This is a genomic window from Lysobacter solisilvae (assembly GCF_016613535.2).
In the GTDB taxonomy this organism is placed as follows: Bacteria; Pseudomonadota; Gammaproteobacteria; order Xanthomonadales; family Xanthomonadaceae; genus Agrilutibacter; species Agrilutibacter solisilvae.
On sequence record NZ_CP071518.1, the window covers coordinates 1,800,436 to 1,824,396 of the forward strand.

Genomic DNA, 23,961 nt, shown 5'->3' on the forward strand with positions numbered 1-23,961 from the left:
GGGCGGGGCGGCGATGCGGTGAGGCGGGTATGCGTCGCCGCGGGGCCCGATACAGCCGCTCGCCGTCGGCCGCAGCCGAGCCTCTCGACGCTGGCGGCGTGCCGCGAGCTCCTGGCGGGCCGGGCAATCGCCGCCCCGCGCACCCACGCACGCCCGGATGGGCGCGGCCCCTCAGCCCTTGATAAACCTCGCCACCGCCTCGCGCACCGCGTCGTCGTTGTCCAGCGCGCCGTGGGTGGTCGCGCGGGTCGCCGCGGCGCCCTGCATCCAGCTGAAGCCCGGCGTGCGCAGCTGGCGCACGTTGACGCCCCAGGGGTGGGCGGGCAGGGCGGGGACGAGGTGCTTCTCCATGCCCAGCAGGGGCGTCTCCTCGTGGTCCTCGAAGGAGCGGCTGACCAGGTACAGCAGCGAGTGGCCGTAGGGCTTGCAGGTGCTGTCGGCGCGTTCGGCCGCGTCGGTGAGGTTGCTGATCAGCACCGGGATGTTCTTCGCGGTGATCAGGCCGCCCAGCTGCTCGTGGAACAGGTCCAGGCGCACGGCCGGGGCCAGCATGCTGATCGAGGCCACTTCCAGGTGCTGCTTGATCGCGCGCGGGCCCAGGTAGCTGTGCACGATGGCGCCGGCCGAATGCCCGATCAGGTGCAGGCGCAGCTTGGGCAGGCCGGCGGCGGCCTGGAACTGCTCGAACAGCTGCACCACGCCGGAGGCCTTCTGCTCCGCGCCCTTGGCCTTGGCCTTGGGCCGCGGGCGGCTGAGCGCGTCGGCGTTTTCCTTCATCTCGCCCCACATCTTCTGGCCGGGCCGGCGCGCCAGGCCTTCCATGCGCTCGTTGAGCCAGTCCTTGATCTCGCGGCGGAAGCGGCTCCAGCGTTCGCCACCGGTCTTTTCCGCCTCGCCGGCCACCGCGTCCTCGAAGATGTTGCCCAGGGTGTCGAAGGCGCCGGTCTCCCACATCAGGAAGATCGGGAAGATGCGGTGGCTGTACAGGTGCGGGATCCACGCGCGCGCGGTGGCGGCCGCGGCGTCCTCGGTGGTCAGGCCGCCGTGGGCGTAGATGGCCACGTCGAGGTGGCCGTCGGCGGGGATCGCCCACTTGTTGGCGGCGTAGCGCATGTGGTGCTCGACCAGCAGGCGCAGGTCGCCTTCGTCGGTGCGGAAGCGCCCGCGGTCGCTGAGCTTGCCTTCGTTCTCCATGTTGACCACGAAGGGCGAGATCTCGTGGTCGGCCAGGGTGGTGTGGCGCGAGATCACCGCGCGGCCGGCGCGGTCGGTGCGCAGCGAGGGCGCGCGCGCCACTTCGTCGTGCTCGGCGGTCACCACGCCCAGCTGCACCACCCAGCAGTCCATCGCGTTGGCCAGCCAGTCCTCGTAGCGCAGCACCGCGAAACCGCCGCGGCCCCACTTGGCGCTCCAGGAGTTCTGCACGATGAAGCCGTCGTTGGTGTAGCCGACGATGGCGAAGGCGTGGCCGAGGTCGCGCGAGCCCTGGCCGGCGGGGATGATCGGCACGTCGTCGGGGCCGGCGGGCGCGGGCGTGTTGCGCGTGCCCAGCATCGTGTCCCAGCCGGTGTGGGTGAAGGCGCTGGCGTAGATCGCGCGCACTTCGTGCAGGGCCACGTGCATGTCGCGGATGTTGGCCGGCTCGATGCGGTAGTAGGCGCCCATCGGCCGCTTCACCGCGTCCAGCCACCAGTCGGAGTCGTCGTTGGTGGCCGCGGGCATCTCCATCGTGTCCCACAGCCGTTCGGCGCTGGCGCCGTGCTTGCTCCAGCCCTTGAGCGCGCCGCGCAGCGAGGAGCCGGTGTCCACGCCTTCGCCGTCCAGCGCCCACTCGTCGTAGCGGCGGGCCATCGAATAGAGCATGTAGCCGCTCATGCCTTCGACGGCGCGGTCCTCGGTCTCGGCGAGCAGGTACTCGATCACCGTCGACAGCGCGAAGCCGGTGCAGGCGTTGGTCTCGCCCTGCTGCTTGGTCGGCCGCGGGTTGTTGGGCAGGCGCGTGGCCGGCGGGGCGACGGCAATGGCGGGGCGGTATTCCCAGTCGCGCAGGTCGACCGGGTCGGGGCGCACGTTGCGCACGCGGTCGTTCTCGCGGCGCATCGCGGGCACGGGGGCGAAGTCCTCGCGCCCCGGCGGCAGCGTGTCCGGCGCCGGCGGCACCGACAGCCCGGCCCTCGCGGCGCGCACCGGCGCCTTGGTGACGGTGGCCTTGGTCTCCGGTTCGGGCGGATCGCCGGGCGCGGTGTCGGCGGGCGGCGGGCCGGCGGGGACGACGCCGGCCAGTTCGTCGGTCCAGCGCTTGTGCGCGTCCGCGAGGCGGGTGTCGTAGTGGTTGGCGGCGTAGCCCGGGCCGTTGTAGGCCTCGGCGAAGGCGGCCCAGTTCTTGGTCTTCAGCGCGTCGAGGAAGGGCGGGCGCGAGACGAACTTCACGAACAACGCCAGCTGCTGCGTGCCGCTCTCGTGCTGCGCGGCGACGAAGGCCTCGACGTCGGCGCTGCCGCAGTAGGGGTAGTTGAAACCCATGATCTGGAACAGGCCCCAGCTGGCTGCCTGCAACGCCGCGGTGCGATCGAGCTGGCTGGCGGCGTCGAGGCGCGCCCACTCGCCGGCCAGCGTGCCCGAGTACTTCTTCGGGTCCCAGTGGCGATGGCTGATGGCGGGGTGGGAGTCGCTGTAGCGGCCGCCGGTGAGGCGGTGGAAGGCGTGGCCTTCGAACAGGATCTTGGGACGCAGATCCGGCGCGGGCAGGAAGCCGCTGCCGGCGGCCTCGACCTCGGCGACGGCGCGCAGGGTGGCTTCCTCCACCTGCAGGGCGCGGGCCAGGTCCTCCCAGACCTTCTTCTCCACCGTGGTGCGGATCGTGGGTTCCATGCGCGCCTCCGTGCTCCGGTCCAGGGGTGATCCTAGCAATGGCGGGACGCGCCACTTGAGACGGGCCCATGGGAGGCAACGCGGGTGGGGGTGGGGGTGGGACAAGGGGGGACGCTTGAGCAGAGCGACGCTTCTGCTCCCTCCCCCGCTGCGCGGGGGAGGGTTGGGGTGGGGGCCGACGATCGCGTCGCATCCAGGGAGGAGCGGGATTGCTTTCCCCGCGCTGCGGGAAGACCTGATTCGCGGCGATCGGTGGCCCCCATCCCAACCTTCCCCCGCAAAGCGGGGGAAGGGGCAGATTCGACGCGATCGGTGGCCCCCATCCCAACCGTCCCGGCCAGCAGGCACAGCCTGCTGGCGTTCGATGACGCGCGGACCAGTGGTCCGCAAACGCGTCCTTTCACCCCCCGCGGAGCGGGGGAAGGGGCAGATTCGCGGCGATCGTTGGCCCCCATCCCAACCTTCCCCCGCGGAGCGGGGGAAGGGGCTGATCCGCAGCGGGGGAAGGGACGATCGCAGCGGGAGAAGGAGGCGCGGCTCAGTCGCCGAAGCGCGAGCGCACCTGGGCGTCCTGCGGCATCGACGTCGCCGCGCCCACCTGTTCCGTCGACAACGCGGCATAGCGGTTGGCATAACGCACGTGGGTTTCGAACGCGGCATCGGGACTGCGGGCCAGCGACGCGGCCAGCGCACCATTGAACGCGTCGCCGGCGCCGGTGGTGTCGACCGGGGTGACGGGTTCGGCGGGCACGCGGTAATGCAGGTGCACGTCGCCGCGGCGCTGGTCGGAGGCGTGCGAGACGAAGCAGCCGGCGGCGCCGAGGGTGACCACGACGGTGCCGTCGCGCAGCAGGTCACGGCACAGCGAATGCAGCGTGGACTCGTCCTGCGTGGCCAGGTGCGCGGGGTCGATGGTCTGGCCGGTGTGCGCCAGCAGCTGCGCGGCGAACTCGGATTCGTTCGGGGTGAGGATGTCGGCCATGCGCAGCAGGCTGGCGGGGATCTCGGCGTCAGCGGGCGCGGGGTTGAGCACGGTGACGGCGCCGCTCTGGCGCGCCAGGGAGAAACCGCGGGCGACGGCGGCCGTCGGGGATTCCAGTTGCGCCAGCACGACCTGCGCGCGGCCGATCGCCTCGCCCTGGGTCTGCACGAAGTCCTCGTCGAGCTCGGCGTTGGCGCCGGGGGCGACGACGATGATGTTGCGGCCCTGCGCGTCGACGAAGATGCCGGCGGTGCCGGTGGGGCGCGTGGCGCGCAGGTCGCGCAGGTCGATGTCGTCGGCGGTGGCCAGCGCGCGCGCCAACTGCGCGCCCACGTCCTCGCCCAGCGCGCAAACGAAGTGCGTCCGCGCACCGGCCCGCGCCACGGCGGTGGCCTGGTTGAAACCCTTGCCGCCGGGACCGGCCAGGTACTCGCCCAGCCCCAGTGTCTCGCCCGGCCGCGGGAGCGCCGCCACGCGCCAGACGTGGTCGACGTTGAAGGAACCGATGACGAGAACGGTGGGCATGGCAGGGCCTGCAGGGAGCGGTGTGGCGATTGTGGCGCGTCGGGGTGGGGTTGTGCGGAAAGCCACGCCCGGGTAAGCGGGGTGCACCCGGGCTCTTTCGGACAGGGCGTCGGCGCCTCACCCGGGTGCGCTGCGCTTACCCGCGCTACTTCGCTGGTTCCTGCTGCCGGGGGCGCGCCCTGAACCGGGTGACAAGCCATGCGCCCGTGCCGAACATCGGCAGGGCGACGAACACGGTCATGAACATGGCGGACATGATCGCGTAGACCCCACCGTGACGCGTGTCGTAGCGCACGCCGTCCCACGCCATTACGGCCGATGCGATCAACAGCAGCAGTGCGACGATCAGCAGCACGCAGCCGACCGCGTGGGCCACGCGGGCGGCGCGCGAGCGGCCCGTGGAGGCCGGAAAGGTGAGCGTTGTGGGTGCGACGTAGGGGTCGTGCGTGGTCATTTCGAATTCGACTCCCGGACCGGAACGCTACGGGGCGGGCGCGGCGCGCGAAACGATATCCAGCGCCACGGCTTCCGCGGTGCGGATGCCATCGACGCCGGCCGACAGGATGCCGCCCGCGTAGCCGGCGCCTTCGCCGGCCGGGAAAAGGTGGGTGACGCGGGTGGGATGTAGGGATCGTGCTCGCTCATTTCGAATTTCGGCCCTGTCAGAGTCAGCGACGCCCGCGGAGCATAGCGTGCCGCCACTGGCCACATTCGACGGCGCGAGCATCGCAACGCAACGGCCGCTGGTTCAGGGCCGCTCCACTGCGCGCGGGTGTCCGCCGGGCGCGGCCTTCGCGCCGTCGTCCACATCCACGAAGTTGTCCCGCGGTTTCACGTCCACCAGCAGGGAGCGGGGATCGACGCCGACGTGGCCCGGTTCGCGTAGCTCGGCCACCTGTGTCCTCTTTCCTTTGGATGAGCCAGCGGACCGGTCGCACAGCGGCAACGACCGCTTACGGTCGAAAGCGGACTCCCGTAGCTCCACTCTGCGATGCAACGCAAGTCCGGTTCCAGCACGTTAAAGCGCGGCAAGGGGCTGATTGAACTGCAGACTCGCCAACTTCGACTGTCAATCGTTGGCGCTGCTCGTAGCGAAGCCCGACAGCACCTGCGACGCAAAAGCTTCAGCATCCATTGGCCTGCCGAGCAGAAACCCCTGGAGGGTGTCGCAACGTAGCAACTGGAGCATCCGAACCTGTTCCTCGGTCTCCACGCCTTCCCCAGTCACTCGCATGCCCAGCGCATGCGCAAGCTCAATGATCGCGCCGGAGATCGCGGCGGCTTGCGGACCCTGTGTAAGAGCGCTGACAAAGCTGCGATCGATCTTGATCGCATCGATTGGGAGCCTCACGAGGTAGTTGAGAGAGGAATAGCCGGTTCCAAAATCGTCGATTTCGATTCGGCAGCCTAATGTGCGCAAGCCCTCCAGCGTTGAAATACTCCGAGTGATGTCCTCCATCAGGACGCTTTCCGTCACCTCGATGTCCAACGGCTGGTTACCGGCAAAGGGCTCCAGCAGGCGTTTGGCTTCCTCCAGAAAATCCTTGTGGCGCAGTTCGCGTACCGACACGTTGACGGCGACGCGAAGCGCTGGACGGTACGTGCGCCGCCAATGCAGGGCGGTCCGGAGAGCTTGCGCCATGACCCACGCGCCAACCGGCACGATCAATCCGCTCTCTTCCAGAGCTGGAATGAAATCCTGCGGGGAGACCAGGCCCTCTCGGGGATGACGCCAGCGCAGAAGGGCCTCGGCACCTGCAAGCCGCCGGGTCGTTGCATCGAACTTGGGCTGATAGTGAAGCTCGAGTTCCTCGTGCTCCAAGGCTCGGCGTAGGTCTCGCTCCAAATCCAGTGCTCGGGCTATCCGCCCTTGGAGCACCTTGTCGAACTCAGCGACGCGCTGACCTGCCTTGATCGCTGATGCCAGGGCGGAATTGGCGTTACGTTCAAGCTCTTCTGAATTACCGGCAACTCCGGGCGCGATACCCGCCCGAAGTGTTATGTGAATCAGCTCATCGCCAACGATAAAGCCGCTCGCTTCCAGATCTTCCAGGCGCGCATCAAGGTTGGCCGCCTCCGTCTGGAGGGTGTCGCCCTGCTCCCAGGTCAGGAGAAATATAGAGCCTTCAACATGGGCGGCGAAACCGCCCAGGGCGCCGAGACTCGCGCCCGCCCGTGCAAGGAGCTCATCTGCGAAAGCGCGGCCACGTGCGCTCGCAATACTGCCCAGGCGAGCGATCTTGACGGCCGCGACGACGATGGCCGTATTGGCGGGACGGCTGCCAAGATGGTCCAGGAACGCGTGCCGGTTCGGCAGGCCGGATACTGGATGATGGAATGCGAGGTACCCCAACTGTTCGCGCTTCTCGAGAAATCGCAAGCCGAAGTCAATTTCATCAGCCAAGCGATGCAGCAATCCAATCTCGTCGATGTCGTACTCGAGCTCCTTGTCGGAGTACAGGTTCAAGAATCCCCATGGTCTTTCGCCAAGGGGTAACGCCACCTGCGAGCGAATGCCGCGCTCAATCATGTCCCTGGCAACGGCAAGATGACGTTCGCAATTGGCAAAATCGAAGACTCTCACTTCCCTGCACTCATTGGCAGCAACCTCGTCCGGGTGGTCTTTACCGCGCCCGTTCAAGTGCAGCTCGAAGATGGGACTCGAAGCAATCGCATCAAGCAGCTCGTGTGAACCACTACGTGCGACGATCGTAAACGAGTTGCTGTCGCCGACGCGTTCTGCGAGCAGGGCCGCCTTGAATCCTGCCTCCCTGACGGCCGTGTCGCAGGCGCCAGCCAGGAGTTCCTGACGGCTGTTGGCTCTAAGCGCGATGTTGCTGATCGCGCTCAAAACAGCGTGGATTCGGTTGACATGCTCAATCTTCTGGATGTTCTTGAGCTTTTCAGTCAGGTCTGGGCTGACGCCGCGGTATCCCGCAACCTTGCCGTGCTCGTCATAGGTGGCGACGCCAGTGCTCTCGAGCGTTTTCCAGTATTTGTCACGATGCAGCCACTGAAGGCGCCAGTTGGTGAAGGTGCCCCCAGTCCCGGCAATTTTCGGGAATTCCGCTTCAACTTCCTTCCGGCTGCCCTCGCTCAGCAATTCCGGCACATAGGCGCCGATCAAGCACGCGGGGTCATACCCCAGAATGGCTTTGACTGCCTGATTGGAATACATCAGTTTGATGTTTCGATCGATTTCCCAGACCCAGTCCTTACTGGTCTCTGCGAACATCTGGAAGCGTTCCTTGCTTGCCGCAAGTTGATTCTGAAGAACTTCAATGTGCCTGCGCCGTTCGCATTCGGTTCGGACGGCGCGTTCAATCGTCCACGACAAGCGCACGAGATTCTGCTGCGCAACATAGTCCGCGGCCCCCTCATCCAATGCGCGGATAGCATCGTCTACGTCAGCCGAACGGCCAATGACGACCAGGGGCGTGCCGGCGCAAAACTCCGCGACGAGTTCCATCGCACGCTTGCGATCCATGACCGGCGCTGCATCATCGAACAATACGGCGACCGGATCCGCCTCGCTCAACTGTTGCCGCATATCGCGTTCGCTGCCCGCGCTCAGCAGCCGGAAGTGTTGCGGTGCGCCACTGAGCGCATACGAGATCGCGGCCCTGGACTGGGGGTTGGCGACAATGAGAATGTCCGCGGACATTTGCGATGCGGCCTTCCTGGGTTATGTCAGAATTGTGCGGCGCACATGAAACGTTCGTTATTGAGGAAAGCTATGCTGGCCGCTCCAATGCGTCCAGGCGGTCGACACAGTCTCTCCCGGCATCACTACAGCACCGTGCGCAATGTCCGCTTCGGGTCGGAAGCAGTCGTTCGATCAGGCCACGTTAACCCCGGCATAGTCCGCTTTCGGCCGGAAGCGGAGCCCGCAGCCCGCGTAAGCGTGCGCACTTGTTTTGCCGTGGACGAAGTCACTCGCCCAGATAAAGTGGCCAGGTATCACGAGGCATCGCGATCTTTGCGGCCTCGTCAGCCCGCCGCCTCGATCGTTGTCACTCGCGGTGAAGCAACAAGCTCACCTCGTCATTGCCAGCATCGCGTCTTCGATGTTGGCGGCGAGGTCGGTGAATGAGTAATCGGCGTCGTGGCGGACACCGTTGATGAAGAATGTGGGCGTGCCGTTCACTCCGCTGCGCACACCACCCATGAAATCGGCCTGCACCTTGGGTGCGTGCAACCCCGAAGCCAGAGCTTCCTGGAATTCCTGGGCGGGCAGCTCAAGCGCGCTGACCAGCGTCAATAGCAACTCGGGACTGAGACGTGGCTGGTTGGCGAAGATGGCGTCATGCAACTCCCAGAAACGCCCATATCCTCCTGCGAATTCGGCCGTCTCCGCAGCCATGCCCGCCATCGGATGGACCTCGGTCAGTGGAAAATGCCGGAATACCTGAAAGCGGCTCCGGTTGCCGACTCTTGTAAGGCGGTCCTCAGCGCTCCCTAGCCCGGCAGCTTTGCTGCAAGCACGTCGACTTTCTCAATGGTCGGCGGCTCGGAAAATAGGTCTCCGGCCTTTTCCATCAAGGCCGCCGCAACCTTGCCGGAGAGATGCGCTTGCCGACCCGCGTCGTCGGGGAACGCATCAAAAATCCCGAAGCTTGTTGGCCCGAGACGAATCCCAAACCAGGCGATCGTCGCGGGCTCCTCCATGACGAGTGGGAGACCGCTCTTCAGGAAGCCCTCGACCTCACTCTCTTTCCCGGCTTTCGCTTCCAGGCGAACGAATAACGCGACCTTGACCATGAGCTGGCTCCCTGTTCTTGCAACGAGATCCCCAACCTACGCTCATTTGCAATCTCGCACGTGATGGCTCATGTCCGCTTTGGGTCGAAAGCGAACACTCGAGCGTGAGTCCCGCCCGCGCCGTCAACGTCCGCTTTCGGCCAGAAGCGGACTCACGCGCACGACCAACACCTGCCCAAGCGCTTCCAGTCCGAGTCACGCTCCGGACGCGCCCATTCGGATCAGGTGGATCGCCTCGCGATAGGGCAGGACCTGGAACCCCGGGAATCGGCGCTCGAACCTGCAAGTGTTGCCGCCCGGGCGGAGCCCTATCCCCCATTCGGGTGCGTTGGACAGTATGAGTAGCCCTCCCGGGCCACCGCGCGCCGGCCTCGTCGGCCGCGGCCGGTATTCGGAATCGGGCGCGACAGAGGGGGTGTGGGCCTATGTCGACAGCAACCGGCGAGATGGAACTTGCGCTTGCAGTTCGAACAGCAACTTGCCGGGATCTGGCGCTCGCTGCTGGGTCTGGAGCGGGTAGGCCGCGACGATCGCTTCTTTGAACTCGGTGGCGATTCCTTGACGGCGATGCGGACCGTCACCCGGATCGAAGCGCTGACCGGCGTCAGGCTCACGCTGCGGCAACTGGTCTCCGGCAGCCTGGGTACGCTGGCAGAACACGTGGTCGAGAGTTGCCGGCCTCGCGCGGCATGGGATTCCTGACCGCTCCGGGGTGAGCGGCTACGACCCCCAGGACGTATCACCCAGGCCGAAGTTTCGCCTGCGGCCGGATGCGGACGGCCAGCGCTACGCGGCGCGCGCCACGCGGGAAACGATATCGAGCGCGACCGCTTCGGCCGTGCGGATGCCATCGACGCCGGCGGACAGGATGCCGCCCGCGTAGCCCGCGCCTTCGCCGGCCGGAAACAGGCCGCGCGTGTTGAGGCTGTGGCCGTCCTCGCCACGGGTGATGCGCACCGGCGAGGACGTGCGGGTCTCCACGCCGGTCAGCACCGCGTCGTGCATCGCGAAACCGCGGATCTGTTTTTCGAACGCCGGCAGCGCCTCGCGGATCGCGGCGATCGCGTACTCGGGCAGCGAGGGCGCCAGGTCGCCCAGGCGCACGCCGGGCTTGTAGGAGGGCAGCACCGTGCCGAAATCGCTCGACGCCCGACCCTTGAGGAAATCGCCCACCAGCTGGCCCGGCGCTTCGTATTCGCCGCCGCCCAGCTCGAACGCACGCGCTTCCCAGTGCCGCTGCAGCTCGATGCCGGCGAGCGGGCCCTGCCCGTAGGGCGCGAAGTCCTCCGGCGTGATGCCGCAGACGATCGCCGCGTTCGCGTTGCGCTCGTTGCGCGAGTACTGGCTCATGCCATTGGTGACCACGCGCCCGGGCTCGCTGGCCGCGGCGACCACGGTGCCGCCCGGGCACATGCAGAAGCTGTACACCGAGCGGCCGTTGCGGCAGTGGTGCACCAGCTTGTAATCGGCCGCCCCGAGCAGCGGATGGCCGGCCTGCGCGCCGAAGCGGGCGGTGTCGATCAGCGATTGCGGATGCTCGATGCGGAAACCGATCGAAAAGGGTTTGGCTTCGACGAACACGCCGCGCCCGTGCAGCATGGCGAAGGTGTCGCGCGCGCTGTGGCCCAGCGCCAGCACGACGTGGTCGGCGCGCAGCTGCTCGCCGCCCTCCAGCGTCACGCCGCGCACGTGGCGCGTGCCGGCGCTGTCGGTCTCGACCAGCAGGTCGTCGACGCGCTGGCTGAAGCGGATCTCGCCGCCCAGCGATTCGATGGTGGCGCGCATCTGCTCCACCATCGACACCAGGCGGAACGTGCCGATGTGCGGCTTGCTGACGTAGGCGATCTCCTCCGGCGCGCCGGCCTTGACGAACTCGTCGATCACCTTGCGCCCGTAGTGTTTCGGGTCGCTGATCTGGCTCCACAGCTTGCCGTCGGAGAACGTGCCCGCGCCGCCTTCGCCGAACTGCACGTTGGATTCGGGGTTGAGCACCTTCTTGCGCCACAGGCCCCAGGTGTCCTTGGTGCGCTCGCGCACGGCCTTGCCGCGCTCCAGCACGATCGGGCGGAAGCCCATCTGCGCGAGCACGAGGGCGGCGAACAGGCCGCACGGTCCCATGCCGATGACCAGAGGACGCAGCGGCAGCTTTTCCGGCGCGCGCGCCACGAACTTGTAGTTCGTGTCCGGCGTGATCATCACCTTGCCGCCGTCGCCGGCGCGCGCGAACTCCGCGGCTTCGCCGTCCAGCTGCAGCCGCCGCAGGATGTCGGCTTCGCGCGGGGTGTCCACGTCGACCGAATAGATCAGCACGATCGCGCCGCGCCGGCGCGCGTCGTAGCTGCGCTTGGCGACGGTGTAGCCGGCCAGCTCGTCGGCGGCGATGCCCAGCCGCGCCAGGATCGCCTCGCGCAGCGCCGCCTCGGGGTGGTCCAGGGGCAGCTTGAGGTCGGTCAGTCGAAGCATGCGGTGCGTCCGGTGGCGGGGGTCATCGCCGTCATTGGGGGCAGGGGTACCGCGCATTGAGCGCGGTGAAGCGCCGATGGCGGTGAGCCGATGGGCGGGAAGCCGTTGGCCGGCGGGCCGACGGCCGGGGATGTCCGCGCGGGGGCACCAATTTACTGGATGAGCCGGGACCTGTGTCCGCGGCGCCGGCTACCAGCGCGCGGCCTGGAACGCGTCAACCAGGAAATCCACCAGGTGCCGCGTCTTGAGCGGCAGGTGCTTGCGCGTGGGGAAGACCGCGAAGATGCCCAGCTCGATGGAGTGGTAGTCCGGCATCAGCTGGACCAGCGCGCCGCTCCGCAGGTCCGCGCCGACCAGGAAGTCGGGCTGCAGGATGATGCCCTGGTCCTCGAGCGCGGCGGCGCGGCAGGTGTCGCCGCTGTTGGTGCGGATGCGCGGCCTGACCCGCACGCCGGCTTCACCGTCCGGGCCCGTGAAGCGCCAGTCGTCGCCGCCCGACCAGTAGCTGTAGGCGAACACCTGGTGGTCCGCGAGCTCGCGCGGGTGGGTCGGGGTGCCGTGCTGTTCCAGATAGCCTGGTGACGCGCACAGGACGATCCGCGTCGTCGCCAGGCGCCGGCTGACCAGTTGCGAGTCGGGCAGGCGGGTGATGCGGATGGCGACGTCGTAGCCCTCGTCGACCAGGTCCACCACGCGGTCGTTGAGGGTGAGGTCGAGCGACACCTTCGGGTGGGCGGCGATGAAGCGCGGCCACAGCGGCGCCAGGTGCAGGTTGCCGAAACTCACCGGCGCGTTGATGCGCAGCAGGCCGGCGGCCTCGCCGCCGCTGGCCGTCGTGGCCGCTTCCAGCTCCTCGAACGCGGCGACCAGTTCGGCGGCCTGGGCGTGGAAGCGCTGGCCGTCGTCGGTCAGCGAGAGCCGGCGGGTCGTGCGGTGCAGCAGGCGCACGCCCAAGTGCTCCTCCAGTTCGGCCACGTGCCGGGAGATGGCCGCCTTTGACAGGGAGGTGGCGTCGGCCGCGCCGACGAAGCTGCCGGCCCGCACGACGGCCAGGAAGCTGGAGAGCTGCTGCAGGTCGAGCATCTGATTGTCTCCCATGCAGGAACAATCATTCACTCTAATCGATGTTTATCCCGCCGTGGTGGGTCAATACAGTGTGTCCAACCCACCCCACCAGGACATTCACCATGAACGCATCGCTCTCGCTGCTCGGCCGTATCGGCCTCTCGCTGATCTTCATCATTTCCGGCTGGGGCAAGATCGCCGGCTTCGACGCCACCCAGGGCTACATGGAATCGGTCGGGGTCCCCGGCGCGCTGCTGCCGCTGGTCATCGCGCTGGAACTCGGTGGCGGCCTGGCGATCGCCGCCGGCGCCTTCACCCGCTGGGTCGCGCTGGGCCTGGCCGCGTTCTCGCTCGTCGCGGCGCTGATCTTCCACGCCAATCTGGGCGACCAGATGCAGGCGATCATGTTCTGGAAGAACTTCGCCATCGCCGGCGGCTTCCTGCTGCTGGCGGCGAACGGCCCGGGCCCGCTGAGCGTGGACGCCCGCTTCCCGCGCCGGCGCGCGCTCGCGGCGCGCTGATCCGGCACCCCGCGACGCCACCGGACGCAGCACGGTCTTCGAGTGGAGACCGTGCCTGCCCACTGCATTGATCGACACCGCCGCGGACGCGAGGTCCGCGGCATCGGAGCCTGCCATGTCACGTCCCCCTGCCTTGTTCGTCTCCCACGGCTCGCCGATGTTCGCCATCGAGCCCGGCCTGGCCGGCCCCGAGCTGGCGCGCCTGGGCCGCACGCTGGACCCGATCACGGCCATCGTCGTGGTGTCCCCGCACTGGCAGACGCGCGGCGTGCGCGTGACGGGCGCAGCCTCGCTCGACACCATCCACGACTTCGGCGGCTTCCCGGCCGCGCTGTACGAACTGCGCTATCCCGCCCATGGCGCCCCGCAGCTGGCCGATGCCGTGGTCGGCCTGCTGGCCCGCCACGGCTTCGACGCGGCGGCCGACCTCACCCGCGGGCTCGACCACGGCGCCTGGGTGCCGCTGCGCTACCTGCGGCCGCAGGCGGACGTGCCCGTGCTGCAGGTGTCGCTGCCGCACGACCTGGATGCCGCCGGCGCGCTGCGACTGGGCCGGGCGCTGGCGCCGCTGCGCGAGCAGGGCGTGCTGGTGATCGGCTCGGGCAGCCTTACCCACAACCTCTACGAGTTCCGGCAGCGCATCGACGATCCGGAATACGCGCAGGCCTTCGTCGACTGGATCGCCGATGCGGTGGCGCGCGGCGACGTGGAGGCGCTCGTGGATTACCGCGAACGCGCCCCGCACGCCGCCCGCGCGCACCCGACGCAGGAGCACTTCCTGCCGCTGCTGGTCGCGCTCGGGGCCAGCGACGCGACGGACCGTCGCCGACGCATCGAAGGCGGCATGACCCATGCGGTGCTGTCGATGGATGCCTTCGCGTTCGGGGTGGCGGAGGAAGCGGCGTGACTGCCGCACTGCGAACCGATCGCGAGCTGCCGTACCGGTACCTGGGCGCCACCGCGACGCCCCGCCGCCTGCTGGTGCTGGCCCACGGCGTGGGTGGCAACGAGACCAACCTCGCCGGCCTGGCGACGCGGGCCGCCGACGATGTCGGCGTCGTCCTGGTCCGGGCGCCGCTGACACTCGGGCCCGGCCAGCACGCGTGGTTCCCGGTCGAGTTCGGACCGCAGGGCCCGCGCCCGGACCTGGCGGCGGCGGAAACCAGCCGCCAGCGCCTGGCCCGGTTCGTGGGCGAGCTGCAGGCGGACCATGGCATCGCGCCGGCCGGCACGGTGCTGGCCGGTTTCAGCCAGGGCGGCATCATGAGCGCGAGCGTCGCGCTGACGCGGCCGGAGCTGCTGGCGGGGTTCGGCATCCTGGCCGGCCGCATCCTGCCCGAGCTGGCGCCGATGATCGCGGCGCCCGACGCGCTGCGCGGCCTGCAGGGCTTCGTCGGGCACGGGCGCGACGACACGAAGCTGACCCTCGACTGGGCCCAACGCGCCGACGCCTGGTTGACGCAGCTCGGGATCACCCACGAGACCCGGGTCTACCCCGGTGACCACGGGCTGCCCGACGACATGCAGGCCGACTTCATGCGGTGGTTCGACGGGCTGACCCGCGCCTAGCCGCGCTGGCAATTACTGCCTGCCGTCGTCGGCCCGGTGCGAGGCCGTGACTGCGCGGGAATCACGGGGCTGCGCCCGCTGGATCAGGGGCGCGCCACCGCGCGCGGGTGTCCGCCCGGCGCCGCCTGGGCGCCGTTTTCCACCTCGACGAAGTTGTCGCGCGGTTTCACATCCACCAGCAGGGCGCGCGGATCGACACCGACGTGCCCCGGTTCGCGCGGCACCACGACGGTGATCGCCTGCTGCCGGCTGTCCAGGCGGTGCCTGGCCAGGTACAGCGGCTTGCCGGGGATGACCTCGCCGTTCTCGCGGCGCACGGCGCCGGGGTACACGCCGATCTCCACCCATTCGTCGAGCGGCCGGTCGATCTCGGCGCCGGCGTCGTCGACCAGCAGCTTGCGGGCGCGCAGGTCGAGGGTGACCTGCCAGCGGCCGTCGTCGAGCTGGCGCGACCGTGCCTGCGAGGCGGAGAACTCCCAGTAGGTGTTGGCGGCGAACAGGTCGTGCAGCACGGGCCGGTACTGCGCGGGGGTGACCGCCTGCAGTTCGCGGTACAGGTCGCGCGAAGTCGCCAGCGGCGTGCTGCCGGGCGGGTGGGCGTCGAGCAGGCGGCGCAGTGCGAGGTTGACCTGGTCGCGGCCGATGTACTGGCTCAGCGCGTACAGCGCCAGCGGACCCTTGCGGTAATTGAGGAACTGCCCGGCGGCACGCAGCAGCGGTTTTTCGGCGCGCGAGCGCGGCACCTGGTATTCGCGGCGCATCATGTCCAGGTAGGCCTGCAGCTGCTCCGGGCCCAGCGCCTGTTCCAGTACCTGGGTGGCCGAATACGTGGCCATGCTCTCGGTCAGCAGGCCGGCGCCCTCCACGCGCGCCGGCGTCAGGCGCAGGCCGCCCCACCACTGGTGCGCGACTTCGTGCGCGGTGACGGCGAACACCAGGTCCAGGCCCCCGGGTGCGCGCGCCGGGTCCAGCAGGGCGAAGCCGTCGCCATAGTCGACCAGGCTGGGCTCGGCATGGGCGCCCATGTCGCCCTGCACGTTCTCGACGATGCGCAGCGTGCGATGCGCGTACGGGCCGTACAGACGGCTGTAGAGCGCCAGCGACGCGCAGGCGCTGCGCGCCATGCCGGCGACGGTGTTGTCGTGCGCGGGGTGGTGCAGCACTTCGACGAGCACGCCGTGGCAGGCCTGGCGGTGGACCGCGTAACGGGCCGAGAAGAACTGCACCTTCTCGCGGATCGGGGTGTCGCTGACGTAATGGAAGTAGCGGCGGCCGTGCTCGCTCCAGCTGCGGCGCAGCACGCCGGGCGCGATCGCGAGCTGGCCGGGCGTCGTGCCGACGATGGCGTCGAAGGCGATGCCGGCATCGCCCGCGCCCTGGCGTGCCTTGACGTCATCCAGCAGCGGGATCACGGGCCGCGCGGGCAGGCCTTGCGTGAGCCGCTCACCGGGCTCGCGCAGTTCGCGCGCGGGCTGGTAGCCGATCGCCGGCAGCAGGTTCGCCGCGGTGAGCCAGCTGCCATTGCCGCCGACGCGCTCGTCGGCGCCGTCGTTGCCGAAGCCGCGTGGCGCGAAGTCGACCTCGTAATGCAGCTGCATCGACTCGCCCGGCCGCAGCGGCGTGGCGAGGCGGTAGATGCGGTGGCCCAGGCGGGCGTCGTCCAGCACGCGCCTGGCCGGCCGGTCGAAGCGCAGCAGGCGGGTGTCGACGCCGTCGCCGGTGGCGGTGGCCACGTGCAGCGTGTCGATCGCCTGCGCGGTGGGATTGACCAGCCGGTAGTGGCCGCGGAACTGCGCGGCGCGCCGTTCCGGATGAATCTCGACATGCACCGTCGAGGCCGCCACGCGCGGCTGCGGCACGTCGGCGTAGCGGGCGTACAGGCGTTCGTAGGCGGCCCAGCGTCCGAGCCGTTCGGCCTGCGGCTGGTACTGGTTGAGCACGTTGGTGTTGTAGAAGATGCCCGCGCCCAGCCCCAGCACGGCGGTGCCCGCCAGCGCGGCGGTGAGCCGCGTGGGACGGCTCAGGCGCGAGCGCGCCAGCTGCCAGCGTGCCCGCGGATGCCATTCGCGGCCACGCACCCACGCCAGCCGCGCGAGCACCGCCAGCAGCACCGCCCAGGCGGCCCACCAGGCCTTGAACGCCAGCCACGGCAGCAGCGAGTCGCCGAAGCCGCGGATGTCCGAGTACGACCAGTCCGGGCTGGCGCCGAACACCAGCAGCTTGTGCTCGATGCCCAGCAGCGGTGCGAAGGCGATCAGCGCGTAGACCGCCAGGGCGGCGAGCGCGCCCAAGTGCTTGTGGTTCACCACCGTGTGCACGGTGAGTGCGAGCAGGGCGAACAGCAGGTGGTCGGGCAGCTGCAGGCCCAGCAGCACCTGGGCGTACACCGCGATCTCCAGGTGCGGATAGCCCAGCGCGGCCTGGCCGATCACCCCGCACAGGCCCAGCACCAGCATCCAGACGACCAGCAGCGCCGCCAGCGCCAGGAACCTGCCGACGAAGAGCACCCAGTCCGGCACCGGCGCGGCGCCGCTGATCTCGCCGATGCGCAGCTCGCGGTCGCTCCACACCAGCTCGCCGGCGTAGAAGATGATCAGCAGGGGGATGATCATCCACAGACGGTTGCCGGGATTGGCGAGCGCGGCGGTCAGGTAGGTGAGCACGTGCTCGGTGCGCGGCTCCAGGGGCACGCCCAGCCACTGCATGTGCGTGGGCACCGCGACGCACACCACCAGGGCGACCACGGCCAGCGGGCCGAACACGATCCAGCCCCTGGCCAGCGTGCGCAGCGACCGTGCCGTCACGGCGCACAGCTGGCGCCAGGGCGTGGCGCCGTCGAAGCGACGGGCGGCCAGTGCCGCGGTCACCGAGGCCGGCCGCGCCGCGGGCGCTTCGGGCTGCAGGTGGTCTTGCATGTGATCCTGCATGTGATCCTGCAGCTGCGCCTGCGCCTGCATCTCGGCGCGGGCCGCCAGGCGCCGCGCGCGGCGCCCGCGTTCGGCCGGATGCGCCAGCCGGAAGCGCCGCCAGGTGAGCGCGAGCAGCGCGGCGCCGACCACCAGCCACAGCGCGCGATTGGCCAGCAGTGCCGGCTGCAGGCCGACCAGGTTGGTGTTGTGCTCGGCCGGCGTCCACGTGTCGGCCAGGTGGCTGACGACGCCGATCATGCCGACCGGGTCGAGCAGCCGTGCCAGCTCCTGCTGGTGCAGCACGCTGGAAACGAACGTCGCCAGGCCCATCGAGGCGAAGAACAGCACCACGCTGCCGAAGTAGCCGAGGATGGCGCGGCGGCCCAGGGCCGCGAAGGCGAACTGCACCGCCGTGGCGATGAAGGCGCTGGGCAGTGCGACGATCGTGTAGGCGAGCACGAAGGCCACCGGGCGCCAGGGGCCGAGGATCTCCGGCTCCACGTCCGGCCAGTGCATGCCCACCAGCATGCCCGCCGGCGCCGCCAGCAGGATCAGCGCGTTGAGCGCATACGCGGCCAGGAAGCGCCCGGACAGGTACTGCCAGCGCGTCACCGGCGCGGTGTACCCCAGCGGATGCATGCCGGTCTCGATGTCGCGCGCGGCCGCGTCGCCGGCGACCGAGGCGCCGACGAACAGCCACAGCATGCCGGCGACGACGGTGGTGGAGGCGATCACCAGCGGCGCATTGAGCAGCATCCAGCCGTTGCGCGCGTCGTCGACGTAGTTGCCCTGGATGATGCTCCAGGCCACGACGAACACCGCGGCGAAATACAGCCAGGTGGAAGGACGGCGGGCCTGGTAGGCGAATTCGTACCGGAAGATCCTGCCGGCCTTCATGCCGCGACCGCCGGCGCCGGCTGCGCGCGCTGCGCGCCGATGTGTCCGGCCATGGTGCTGAAGTACACGTCGGTCAGGTCGGGCTGCGTGGCTTCGAAGCCGGGGCCTGGCAAGTCTTCGGCGTACACGTGCACGACGGTGCGACCGCCCAGCAGCGTGGTCGAGATCACGCCGTGGTCGCGCTGCACGGCGGGCAGTTCATCGCGTGCGATCACCCGGCGCCAGATGCGGCCGCGCAGGTTGGCCATCGCCTGCGGCGGTTCGGCCTCGAGCAGGATCCGGCCGCGGTTGATGATCGCCATGCGCGTGCACAGCTCGGAGACGTCCTCGACGATGTGCGTGGACAGGATCACCACGCTGGTCTCGCCGAGCACGCTGAGCAGGTTGAGGAAGCGCACGCGCTCGGCCGGGTCGAGGCCGGCGGTGGGCTCGTCGACGATCAGCAGCTTCGGATCGCCCAGCAGCGCCACGGCCACGCCGAAGCGCTGGCGCATGCCGCCGGAAAAGCCGCCCAGCTTCTGGTGGCGCACGTCCCACAGGTTCACCTGGCGCAGCAGCGACTCGACCACGTCGCGGCGCGCGCCCTTGCCGGCGATGCCCTCCAGCACGGCGAAGTAGTCCAGCAGGTCGGCGGCGGTGGCGTGCGGATGCACGCCGAATTCCTGCGGCAGGTAACCCAGGGTGCGGCGTACTTCGTCCTTCTGGTTCAGCACGTCGAGCCCGCCGAGCATCGCGCTGCCGCTGTCGGCTTCCTGCAGCGTCGCCAGGATGCGCATCAGCGTCGACTTGCCGGCGCCGTTGGGCCCGAGCAGGCCATACATGCCGACCGGGATCGTCAGGCTCACCTTGTCCAGTGCCCGCACGCCGTTGGGATAGGTCTTGCAGATCTCGCGCAGGGTCAGTTGCATGGCGGCTCGTCGGATGCGGGATCCCAACGAGCCTCGCCCGACGGGTGACGTAGGGTGGAGTGGCCGCGTGGAAAGCGCGAAGTGACGGACGTCACCGTGACCATCGACGCGCAAACCGCTCGGACAGCGCTGGCAGGTGCCGCGTGGTTTCCCGCGCCGGGATTCGTGAACGAGTCACGTCGGCGGTCGGCGCTTGTGCCGGGCGGGGGGAGGGCGGACCGTGCGGAGGGCCGGGCCGTCGTCAACGACCTGCGCGTGTGCTTCCAGGCCGGGTCATGCTTCGGACGCGCCCTTTCGGATCAGGTTGATCCCCTCGCGATAGGTCATGACCTCGAACTCCGGGAATCGGTGCTTGAACTTGCTGGAGTCAAACAAATTGTCCTGCTCGTAGCGTGGAAGCAGTTCCTGGATTTCCCTCACCTGCGACGAGAAGATTCCCGCAACGGCGAATGCCCACTTGCCGATGACCTTGTATGACACGGGTCGACCGAAAGCTTCGCAGGCCATGGTGACGAACTCTCGGTACGTCGGCCGGTCGTCGCAGCACGGCAAGTGCCAGGTCTGTCCGTACGCGTCAGGGGTATTGCCGAGCAGGGCCAATCCGCGGCTCGCGTCAGGGGTCCAGATCAGCGTGCGGCGGGTGTCGTCGCGCACCGGGACACGCGGCGACTTGCCCGCCTCCAGTTTGTCGGTGACGAGTGCGTTGGTGAAACTGCGGGTCTTGCCGGGGCCGTAGAACTCCGGAGCACGAGCGATGAGCACCGGGATGTCGCCGCGCGCCATCTCCTCCAGGACCATGGTGGCCATGCGCGCCCGCACACGGCCCTTGCGCCCGACCGGCGCGAAGGGAGCCTGCTCGGTGAGCAGCCGGGCGTCCTGCGGGTACATGTAGGTGTTGTCGAAGTAGGCGAACTTCGCGCCCGCCGCCCGGCAAGCGTCGAGGGCGTTCTTCAGCATCGTTGGAAACTGCTCCTCCCACAGCGCGGTGTCCAGCGGCAGACCGGCGGTGAAGTAGACGATGCTGCTGCCCTCGACCGCCTTTGCGGTCCGCCTGGCATCGAGCAGATCAGCGGACACGACGACGTCGGTATCGTTGACCTTGCGCGGATTGCGACTGACCAGTCGCAAGTCGCGGGTGTGATTGCGTTGCAGCTCGTGCGCCAGTTCCACTGCGATCTGGCCGTTCGCGCCCAGTATGGTCTGCATCATGGTCTCTTTCGTTTCGGCGCACGCCCGACACCCGGTGCGGGGCGCGCTCGTTCGTATCGGCTTGGATCATTCCTGTGGCAGGAACGCCAGCAGGTCGGCGTTCACCTGGTCGGCATGCGTGGTCGGGATGCCATGCGGTGCGCCTTTGCAGGTCAGCAGCTTGCCGCTCTTGACGCGCTTCGCCGACAGCACGCCCGAATGACCATAAGGCACCACCTGATCGTCATCGCCGTGGATATCCAGGACCGGAATGGAAATTCCTTCAGTCCTCGGTGAACCTGTGCGCGTCAAGAAGAGGTGAATCGCACGGATTCTGTCCAGTGGTTGCCCGGGCGATCGGCGCGGCAGTGTTAGCGCCATTACGGTTTCGGTCGGTGACGGTTTTGTGATTGCCGACCGGGCTTGCGGGCGAAAGCAGAGCGCGGCGAACTTCGGCTCTCAGCGCACCGGCAGCGGTCCGCAAGTCTGCCCGGGCGGAGCCCTCCCTGCCGATGACCGTATCCCCCATTCGGGTGCGTTTGGACAGTATGAGCAGCCTTCCCCGGGGCACCGCGCGCCAGCTTCATGGATCGCGGCCGGTCTCCGGAATCGGGCGCGACAAAGGGACGAGGGCTTATGTCGACAGCAACCGGCGAGATGGAATTTGCGCGTGCAGAAGCAGGCTTCGACCCTGTCCATGGGCCGATCGAGCGCGCGGCAGGACGTTGGCCCCACGCCGTCGCCGCGCGTCTAGGCGAGCAGTCGCTGAGCTACGCCGAGTTGAACCGGCGGGCCAACCGCCTGGCGCGGCGGCTGCGCGCCTTGGGTGTCCGGGAGGACGTGTGCGTGGGCGTGCTGATGGAACGCTCGCTGGACCTGCCGGTGGCCTTGCTGGCGGTCTTGAAGGCGGGCGGGGCCTTCGTCCCGCTGGATCCCGGCTATCCCGAGGAGCGGCTGGCGTACATGCTCGCCGACACGGCCGCGCCGGTCGTCCTGACGCAGTCGTGGCTGCGCGAACGGGTGCCGGCCGACGGCCTGCGCCTCGAATGCGTGTGCGTCGACACGGTGTGGGACGCACTGGCGGCGCTGGCGACGACGGATCTCGATGGCGACGTCTCGGCCGAGCACCTGGCCTACATCATCTATACCTCCGGCTCCACCGGTCGTCCCAAAGGGGTCGAGGTATTGCACAGGGGGCTGGCCAACCATACCGCCTGGTTGCGCGACACCCTGGGCATGGGCCCCGACGACCGCATCCTCCAGTGCAACTCGATCAGTTTCGACGGGACGCTGGTGGAATTCTTCGGCCCGCTGCAGAGCGGCGCGACGGTGGTGCTGGCTGCTCCCAATCGCCAACTGGACCTGCCGTACCTGGCGGATCTGGTCGTGCAGGAGCAGGTGACGCTGTTGAACTGCGTGCCTACCCTGCTGCGCGGCCTGCTCGCCCAGCCCGCGCTGGCGGCGGGACGCGTGCGTTACGTGGCCTGCGGCGGCGAAGCGATGACGACGGAACTGGCCCGCCGCCTGCGCGCCGTCGTCCCGGGCGTGCGCCTGGGAAATTTCTACGGCCCCACCGAAACCACCCTCAACGCGACCTACTTTGAGGTGCCCCTCGAGCCGACGCCCGGTGCGATGGTGCCGATCGGTCGGCCCATTCGTAACGCATGGTGCGAGGTACTCGATGACAATCGCCGCAGCGTGCCGCCGGGTGTGGTCGGGGAGTTGTACCTGGGCGGTCCAGGCGTCGCTCGCGGCTACCGCAATCAGCCCGGCTTGACCGCCGAGCGCTTCATCGATCACCCCTCGCGTCCCGGCGTGCGCATGTATCGCACCGGCGACCGGGTGCTGCAAAGTGAGGACGGCCAGCTTCACTTCCTCGGCCGCACCGATACGCAGGTGAAGGTCCGGGGGTATCGGATCGAACTGAGCGAAGTGGAAACCGCGCTGACCGCGATCGAAGGGGTTGCCGAATGTGCCGTGGTGTTGCGCGAGGACGCCCCGGGACAACCCCGTCTGGTGGCCTACGCGTGCGGGCAGCACCTCACGGTCGACGCGCTGCGCGAATCGCTACGGCAGCGGTTGCCCGACCACATGATGCCCGCGGCGTTCGTGTTGCTGCAGAAGCTCCCCCTGTTGACCAGCGGCAAGATCGACCGCAACCGACTGCCGGAACCTTCGCGCGAATTCATCACCGAACGCGCCTTCGTCGCGCCGCGCGGCGAACTGGAACAGCAGCTGGCCGGGATCTGGCGGTCTCTCCTGGGTCTGGAGCGGGTTGGTCGCGACGATCGCTTCTTTGAGCTCGGTGGCGATTCCTTGACGGCGATGCGGACCGTCACCCGGATCGAAGCGCTGACCGGCGTCAGGCTCACGCTGCGGCAACTGGTCTCCGGCAGCCTGGGTACGCTGGCGGAACACGTGGTCGAGAGTTTGCCGGCCTCGCGCGGCGTGGGATTTCTGACCGCTCCGGGGTGAGCAGCCACGGCCCCGGGACGTACGCGAGGGCCAGGCACGTGCGGGGGTGGCGATCCATTTGCAGGAGCAGGCGCACGCTCCACAAGAATCCATCGCACGCGCTTCCCGGTGCCGCCGGCGAATCGATCGCTAGCTTCCCCGATGCTGGGGCAAGGCCAGTTTCCAGCGGATCGCGGCGCCACGCAGGGCGAACCCGACGGCCACGCCGACGGCGGAAGGCCACGGGGGCGCGATCCCCGACGCGTTCAAGCTGACGTAGAGCGTCGCCGCCACCAGCGCTGCGGTGACGTACAACTCGTGCCGCATCAGGATCGACGGCACGCCCACGGTGATGTCGCGGATGACGCCGCCGACGCAGGCGGTGATCACGCCCGCCGCCACCGACGACACCGGGGCGACGCCGAACTGCAGCGCCTTGCTGGCGCCGTACACCGCGTATGCGGCCAGCCCTGCCGCGTCGAACCACTCCAGGGCGCGTTCGGGCCACCAGCGCAGCGGGATCAGCCATGCGGCGACGGCCACGGCGAGGCAGATCAGCACCGGGGTGTGGTCGGTCATCCAGAACACGGGCGCGCCGATGAGCAGGTCGCGCAGGGTGCCGCCGCCGACGGCGGTGACCAGTCCGAAGAAGCACGCGCCGACGAAATCGTTGCGCTGGCGCACCGCGACCAGCACGCCTGACACCGCGAACACCGCAAGGCCGGCGGTGTCGAGCAACGGCAGCAGCGGGCCGAGGTTGTTCATCGGGGCATCCTATCGGGCCGACGTCGCGATGTCCTGCGGAGGTCCAAGCAGCCGTGGGCGTAGCATCGGGGGGCAACAGGAGT

General features: G+C 68.9%; 20 protein-coding genes. 5 read left to right on the forward strand and 15 right to left on the reverse strand.

Features of this window, described 5'->3' with window-relative positions; genetic code table 11:
* Window positions 1-171 precede the first annotated feature (171 nt).
* The 8 genes from I8J32_RS07850 to I8J32_RS07885 all read right to left on the reverse strand — a co-directional run bounded on the left by I8J32_RS07850 (window position 172) and on the right by I8J32_RS07885 (window position 9,139).
* Window positions 172-2,871 carry an N-acetylmuramidase domain-containing protein gene (locus I8J32_RS07850; protein WP_200610403.1) on the reverse strand — a complete coding sequence of 900 codons (2,700 nt, stop codon included), beginning with the start codon at window positions 2,869-2,871 and terminating at the stop codon, window positions 172-174.
* A 538-nt stretch (window positions 2,872-3,409) separates the two neighbouring features.
* Window positions 3,410-4,378, reverse strand: a complete 969-nt coding sequence (locus I8J32_RS07855) for a ribokinase (protein WP_207526860.1) — start codon at window positions 4,376-4,378, stop codon at window positions 3,410-3,412.
* A 145-nt stretch (window positions 4,379-4,523) separates the two neighbouring features.
* Complete coding sequence (locus tag I8J32_RS07860; RefSeq protein ID WP_200610413.1) at window positions 4,524-4,832, reverse strand: hypothetical protein; 309 nt, start codon at window positions 4,830-4,832, stop codon at window positions 4,524-4,526.
* A gap of 27 nt (window positions 4,833-4,859) precedes the next feature.
* Window positions 4,860-5,105, reverse strand: a complete 246-nt coding sequence (locus tag I8J32_RS07865; RefSeq protein WP_200613204.1) for a hypothetical protein — start codon at window positions 5,103-5,105, stop codon at window positions 4,860-4,862.
* A gap of 21 nt (window positions 5,106-5,126) precedes the next feature.
* On the reverse strand, window positions 5,127-5,273 hold the full coding sequence (locus I8J32_RS07870) for a hypothetical protein (protein ID WP_200610415.1): 147 nt from the start codon (window positions 5,271-5,273) through the stop codon (window positions 5,127-5,129).
* Between the two features lie 174 nt (window positions 5,274-5,447).
* A complete protein-coding gene (locus I8J32_RS07875; protein ID WP_200610423.1) occupies window positions 5,448-8,042 on the reverse strand; it encodes an EAL domain-containing protein in 2,595 nt (864 codons plus the stop codon).
* Window positions 8,043-8,414: 372 nt separating this feature from the next.
* Window positions 8,415-8,741 carry a DsbA family protein gene (locus I8J32_RS07880; protein WP_245156452.1) on the reverse strand — a complete coding sequence of 109 codons (327 nt, stop codon included), beginning with the start codon at window positions 8,739-8,741 and terminating at the stop codon, window positions 8,415-8,417.
* Between the two features lie 95 nt (window positions 8,742-8,836).
* Window positions 8,837-9,139, reverse strand: a complete 303-nt coding sequence (locus I8J32_RS07885; protein WP_200610428.1) for a putative quinol monooxygenase — start codon at window positions 9,137-9,139, stop codon at window positions 8,837-8,839.
* A gap of 459 nt (window positions 9,140-9,598) precedes the next feature.
* On the opposite strand from I8J32_RS07885, the gene I8J32_RS07890 reads away from it, so the two are divergent.
* Window positions 9,599-9,841: a phosphopantetheine-binding protein gene (locus tag I8J32_RS07890; RefSeq protein WP_245156453.1), complete on the forward strand. Its 243-nt coding sequence runs from the start codon at window positions 9,599-9,601 to the stop codon at window positions 9,839-9,841.
* Window positions 9,842-9,925: 84 nt separating this feature from the next.
* On the opposite strand, the gene I8J32_RS07895 is transcribed toward I8J32_RS07890, so the two are convergent.
* A complete protein-coding gene (locus I8J32_RS07895) occupies window positions 9,926-11,602 on the reverse strand; it encodes an NAD(P)/FAD-dependent oxidoreductase (RefSeq protein WP_200610430.1) in 1,677 nt (558 codons plus the stop codon).
* A gap of 189 nt (window positions 11,603-11,791) precedes the next feature.
* Window positions 11,792-12,700, reverse strand: coding sequence for a LysR family transcriptional regulator (locus I8J32_RS07900; RefSeq protein ID WP_245156454.1), 909 nt, complete (start codon window positions 12,698-12,700; stop codon window positions 11,792-11,794).
* 89 nt (window positions 12,701-12,789) lie between these two features.
* Here I8J32_RS07900 and I8J32_RS07905 point away from each other — a divergent pair, with 89 nt between their 5' ends.
* The 3 genes from I8J32_RS07905 to I8J32_RS07915 all read left to right on the forward strand — a co-directional run bounded on the left by I8J32_RS07905 (window position 12,790) and on the right by I8J32_RS07915 (window position 14,757).
* The gene (locus I8J32_RS07905) at window positions 12,790-13,188 is read left to right on the forward strand and encodes a DoxX family protein (RefSeq protein ID WP_200610432.1); all 399 of its coding nucleotides are present in this window, start codon (window positions 12,790-12,792) and stop codon (window positions 13,186-13,188) included.
* 115 nt (window positions 13,189-13,303) lie between these two features.
* Window positions 13,304-14,095, forward strand: a complete 792-nt coding sequence (locus I8J32_RS07910) for a dioxygenase family protein (RefSeq protein ID WP_200610434.1) — start codon at window positions 13,304-13,306, stop codon at window positions 14,093-14,095.
* On the forward strand, window positions 14,092-14,757 hold the full coding sequence (locus I8J32_RS07915) for an alpha/beta hydrolase (protein WP_200610436.1): 666 nt from the start codon (window positions 14,092-14,094) through the stop codon (window positions 14,755-14,757). Before I8J32_RS07910 ends, I8J32_RS07915 begins: the two co-directional genes overlap by 4 nt.
* 83 nt (window positions 14,758-14,840) lie before the next feature.
* Here the strand turns inward: I8J32_RS07915 and I8J32_RS07920 are convergent, their stop codons facing one another.
* The 4 genes from I8J32_RS07920 to I8J32_RS07935 all read right to left on the reverse strand — a co-directional run bounded on the left by I8J32_RS07920 (window position 14,841) and on the right by I8J32_RS07935 (window position 21,040).
* Window positions 14,841-18,563 carry an ABC transporter permease/M1 family aminopeptidase gene (locus I8J32_RS07920; RefSeq protein WP_207526861.1) on the reverse strand — a complete coding sequence of 1,241 codons (3,723 nt, stop codon included), beginning with the start codon at window positions 18,561-18,563 and terminating at the stop codon, window positions 14,841-14,843.
* A complete protein-coding gene (locus I8J32_RS07925) occupies window positions 18,560-19,471 on the reverse strand; it encodes an ABC transporter ATP-binding protein (RefSeq protein WP_200610439.1) in 912 nt (303 codons plus the stop codon). The genes I8J32_RS07920 and I8J32_RS07925 overlap by 4 nt, the downstream gene beginning before the upstream one ends.
* Before the next feature lie 273 nt (window positions 19,472-19,744).
* Window positions 19,745-20,680: an NAD-dependent epimerase/dehydratase family protein gene (locus tag I8J32_RS07930; protein ID WP_200610440.1), complete on the reverse strand. Its 936-nt coding sequence runs from the start codon at window positions 20,678-20,680 to the stop codon at window positions 19,745-19,747.
* Window positions 20,681-20,746: 66 nt separating this feature from the next.
* Window positions 20,747-21,040 (reverse strand): alpha/beta fold hydrolase, encoded by a 294-nt coding sequence (locus tag I8J32_RS07935; protein ID WP_245156455.1) that lies wholly within the window; start codon window positions 21,038-21,040, stop codon window positions 20,747-20,749.
* 255 nt (window positions 21,041-21,295) lie between these two features.
* Between I8J32_RS07935 and I8J32_RS07940 the strand changes: the two genes are divergently transcribed.
* Entirely contained in the window at window positions 21,296-23,134 is a 1,839-nt protein-coding gene (locus tag I8J32_RS07940) for a non-ribosomal peptide synthetase (RefSeq protein WP_200610441.1), read from the forward strand.
* Window positions 23,135-23,263: 129 nt separating this feature from the next.
* Here I8J32_RS07940 and I8J32_RS07945 read toward each other — a convergent pair whose 3' ends face one another.
* On the reverse strand, window positions 23,264-23,878 hold the full coding sequence (locus I8J32_RS07945) for a trimeric intracellular cation channel family protein (RefSeq protein ID WP_200610442.1): 615 nt from the start codon (window positions 23,876-23,878) through the stop codon (window positions 23,264-23,266).
* Window positions 23,879-23,961: the final 83 nt, after the last annotated feature.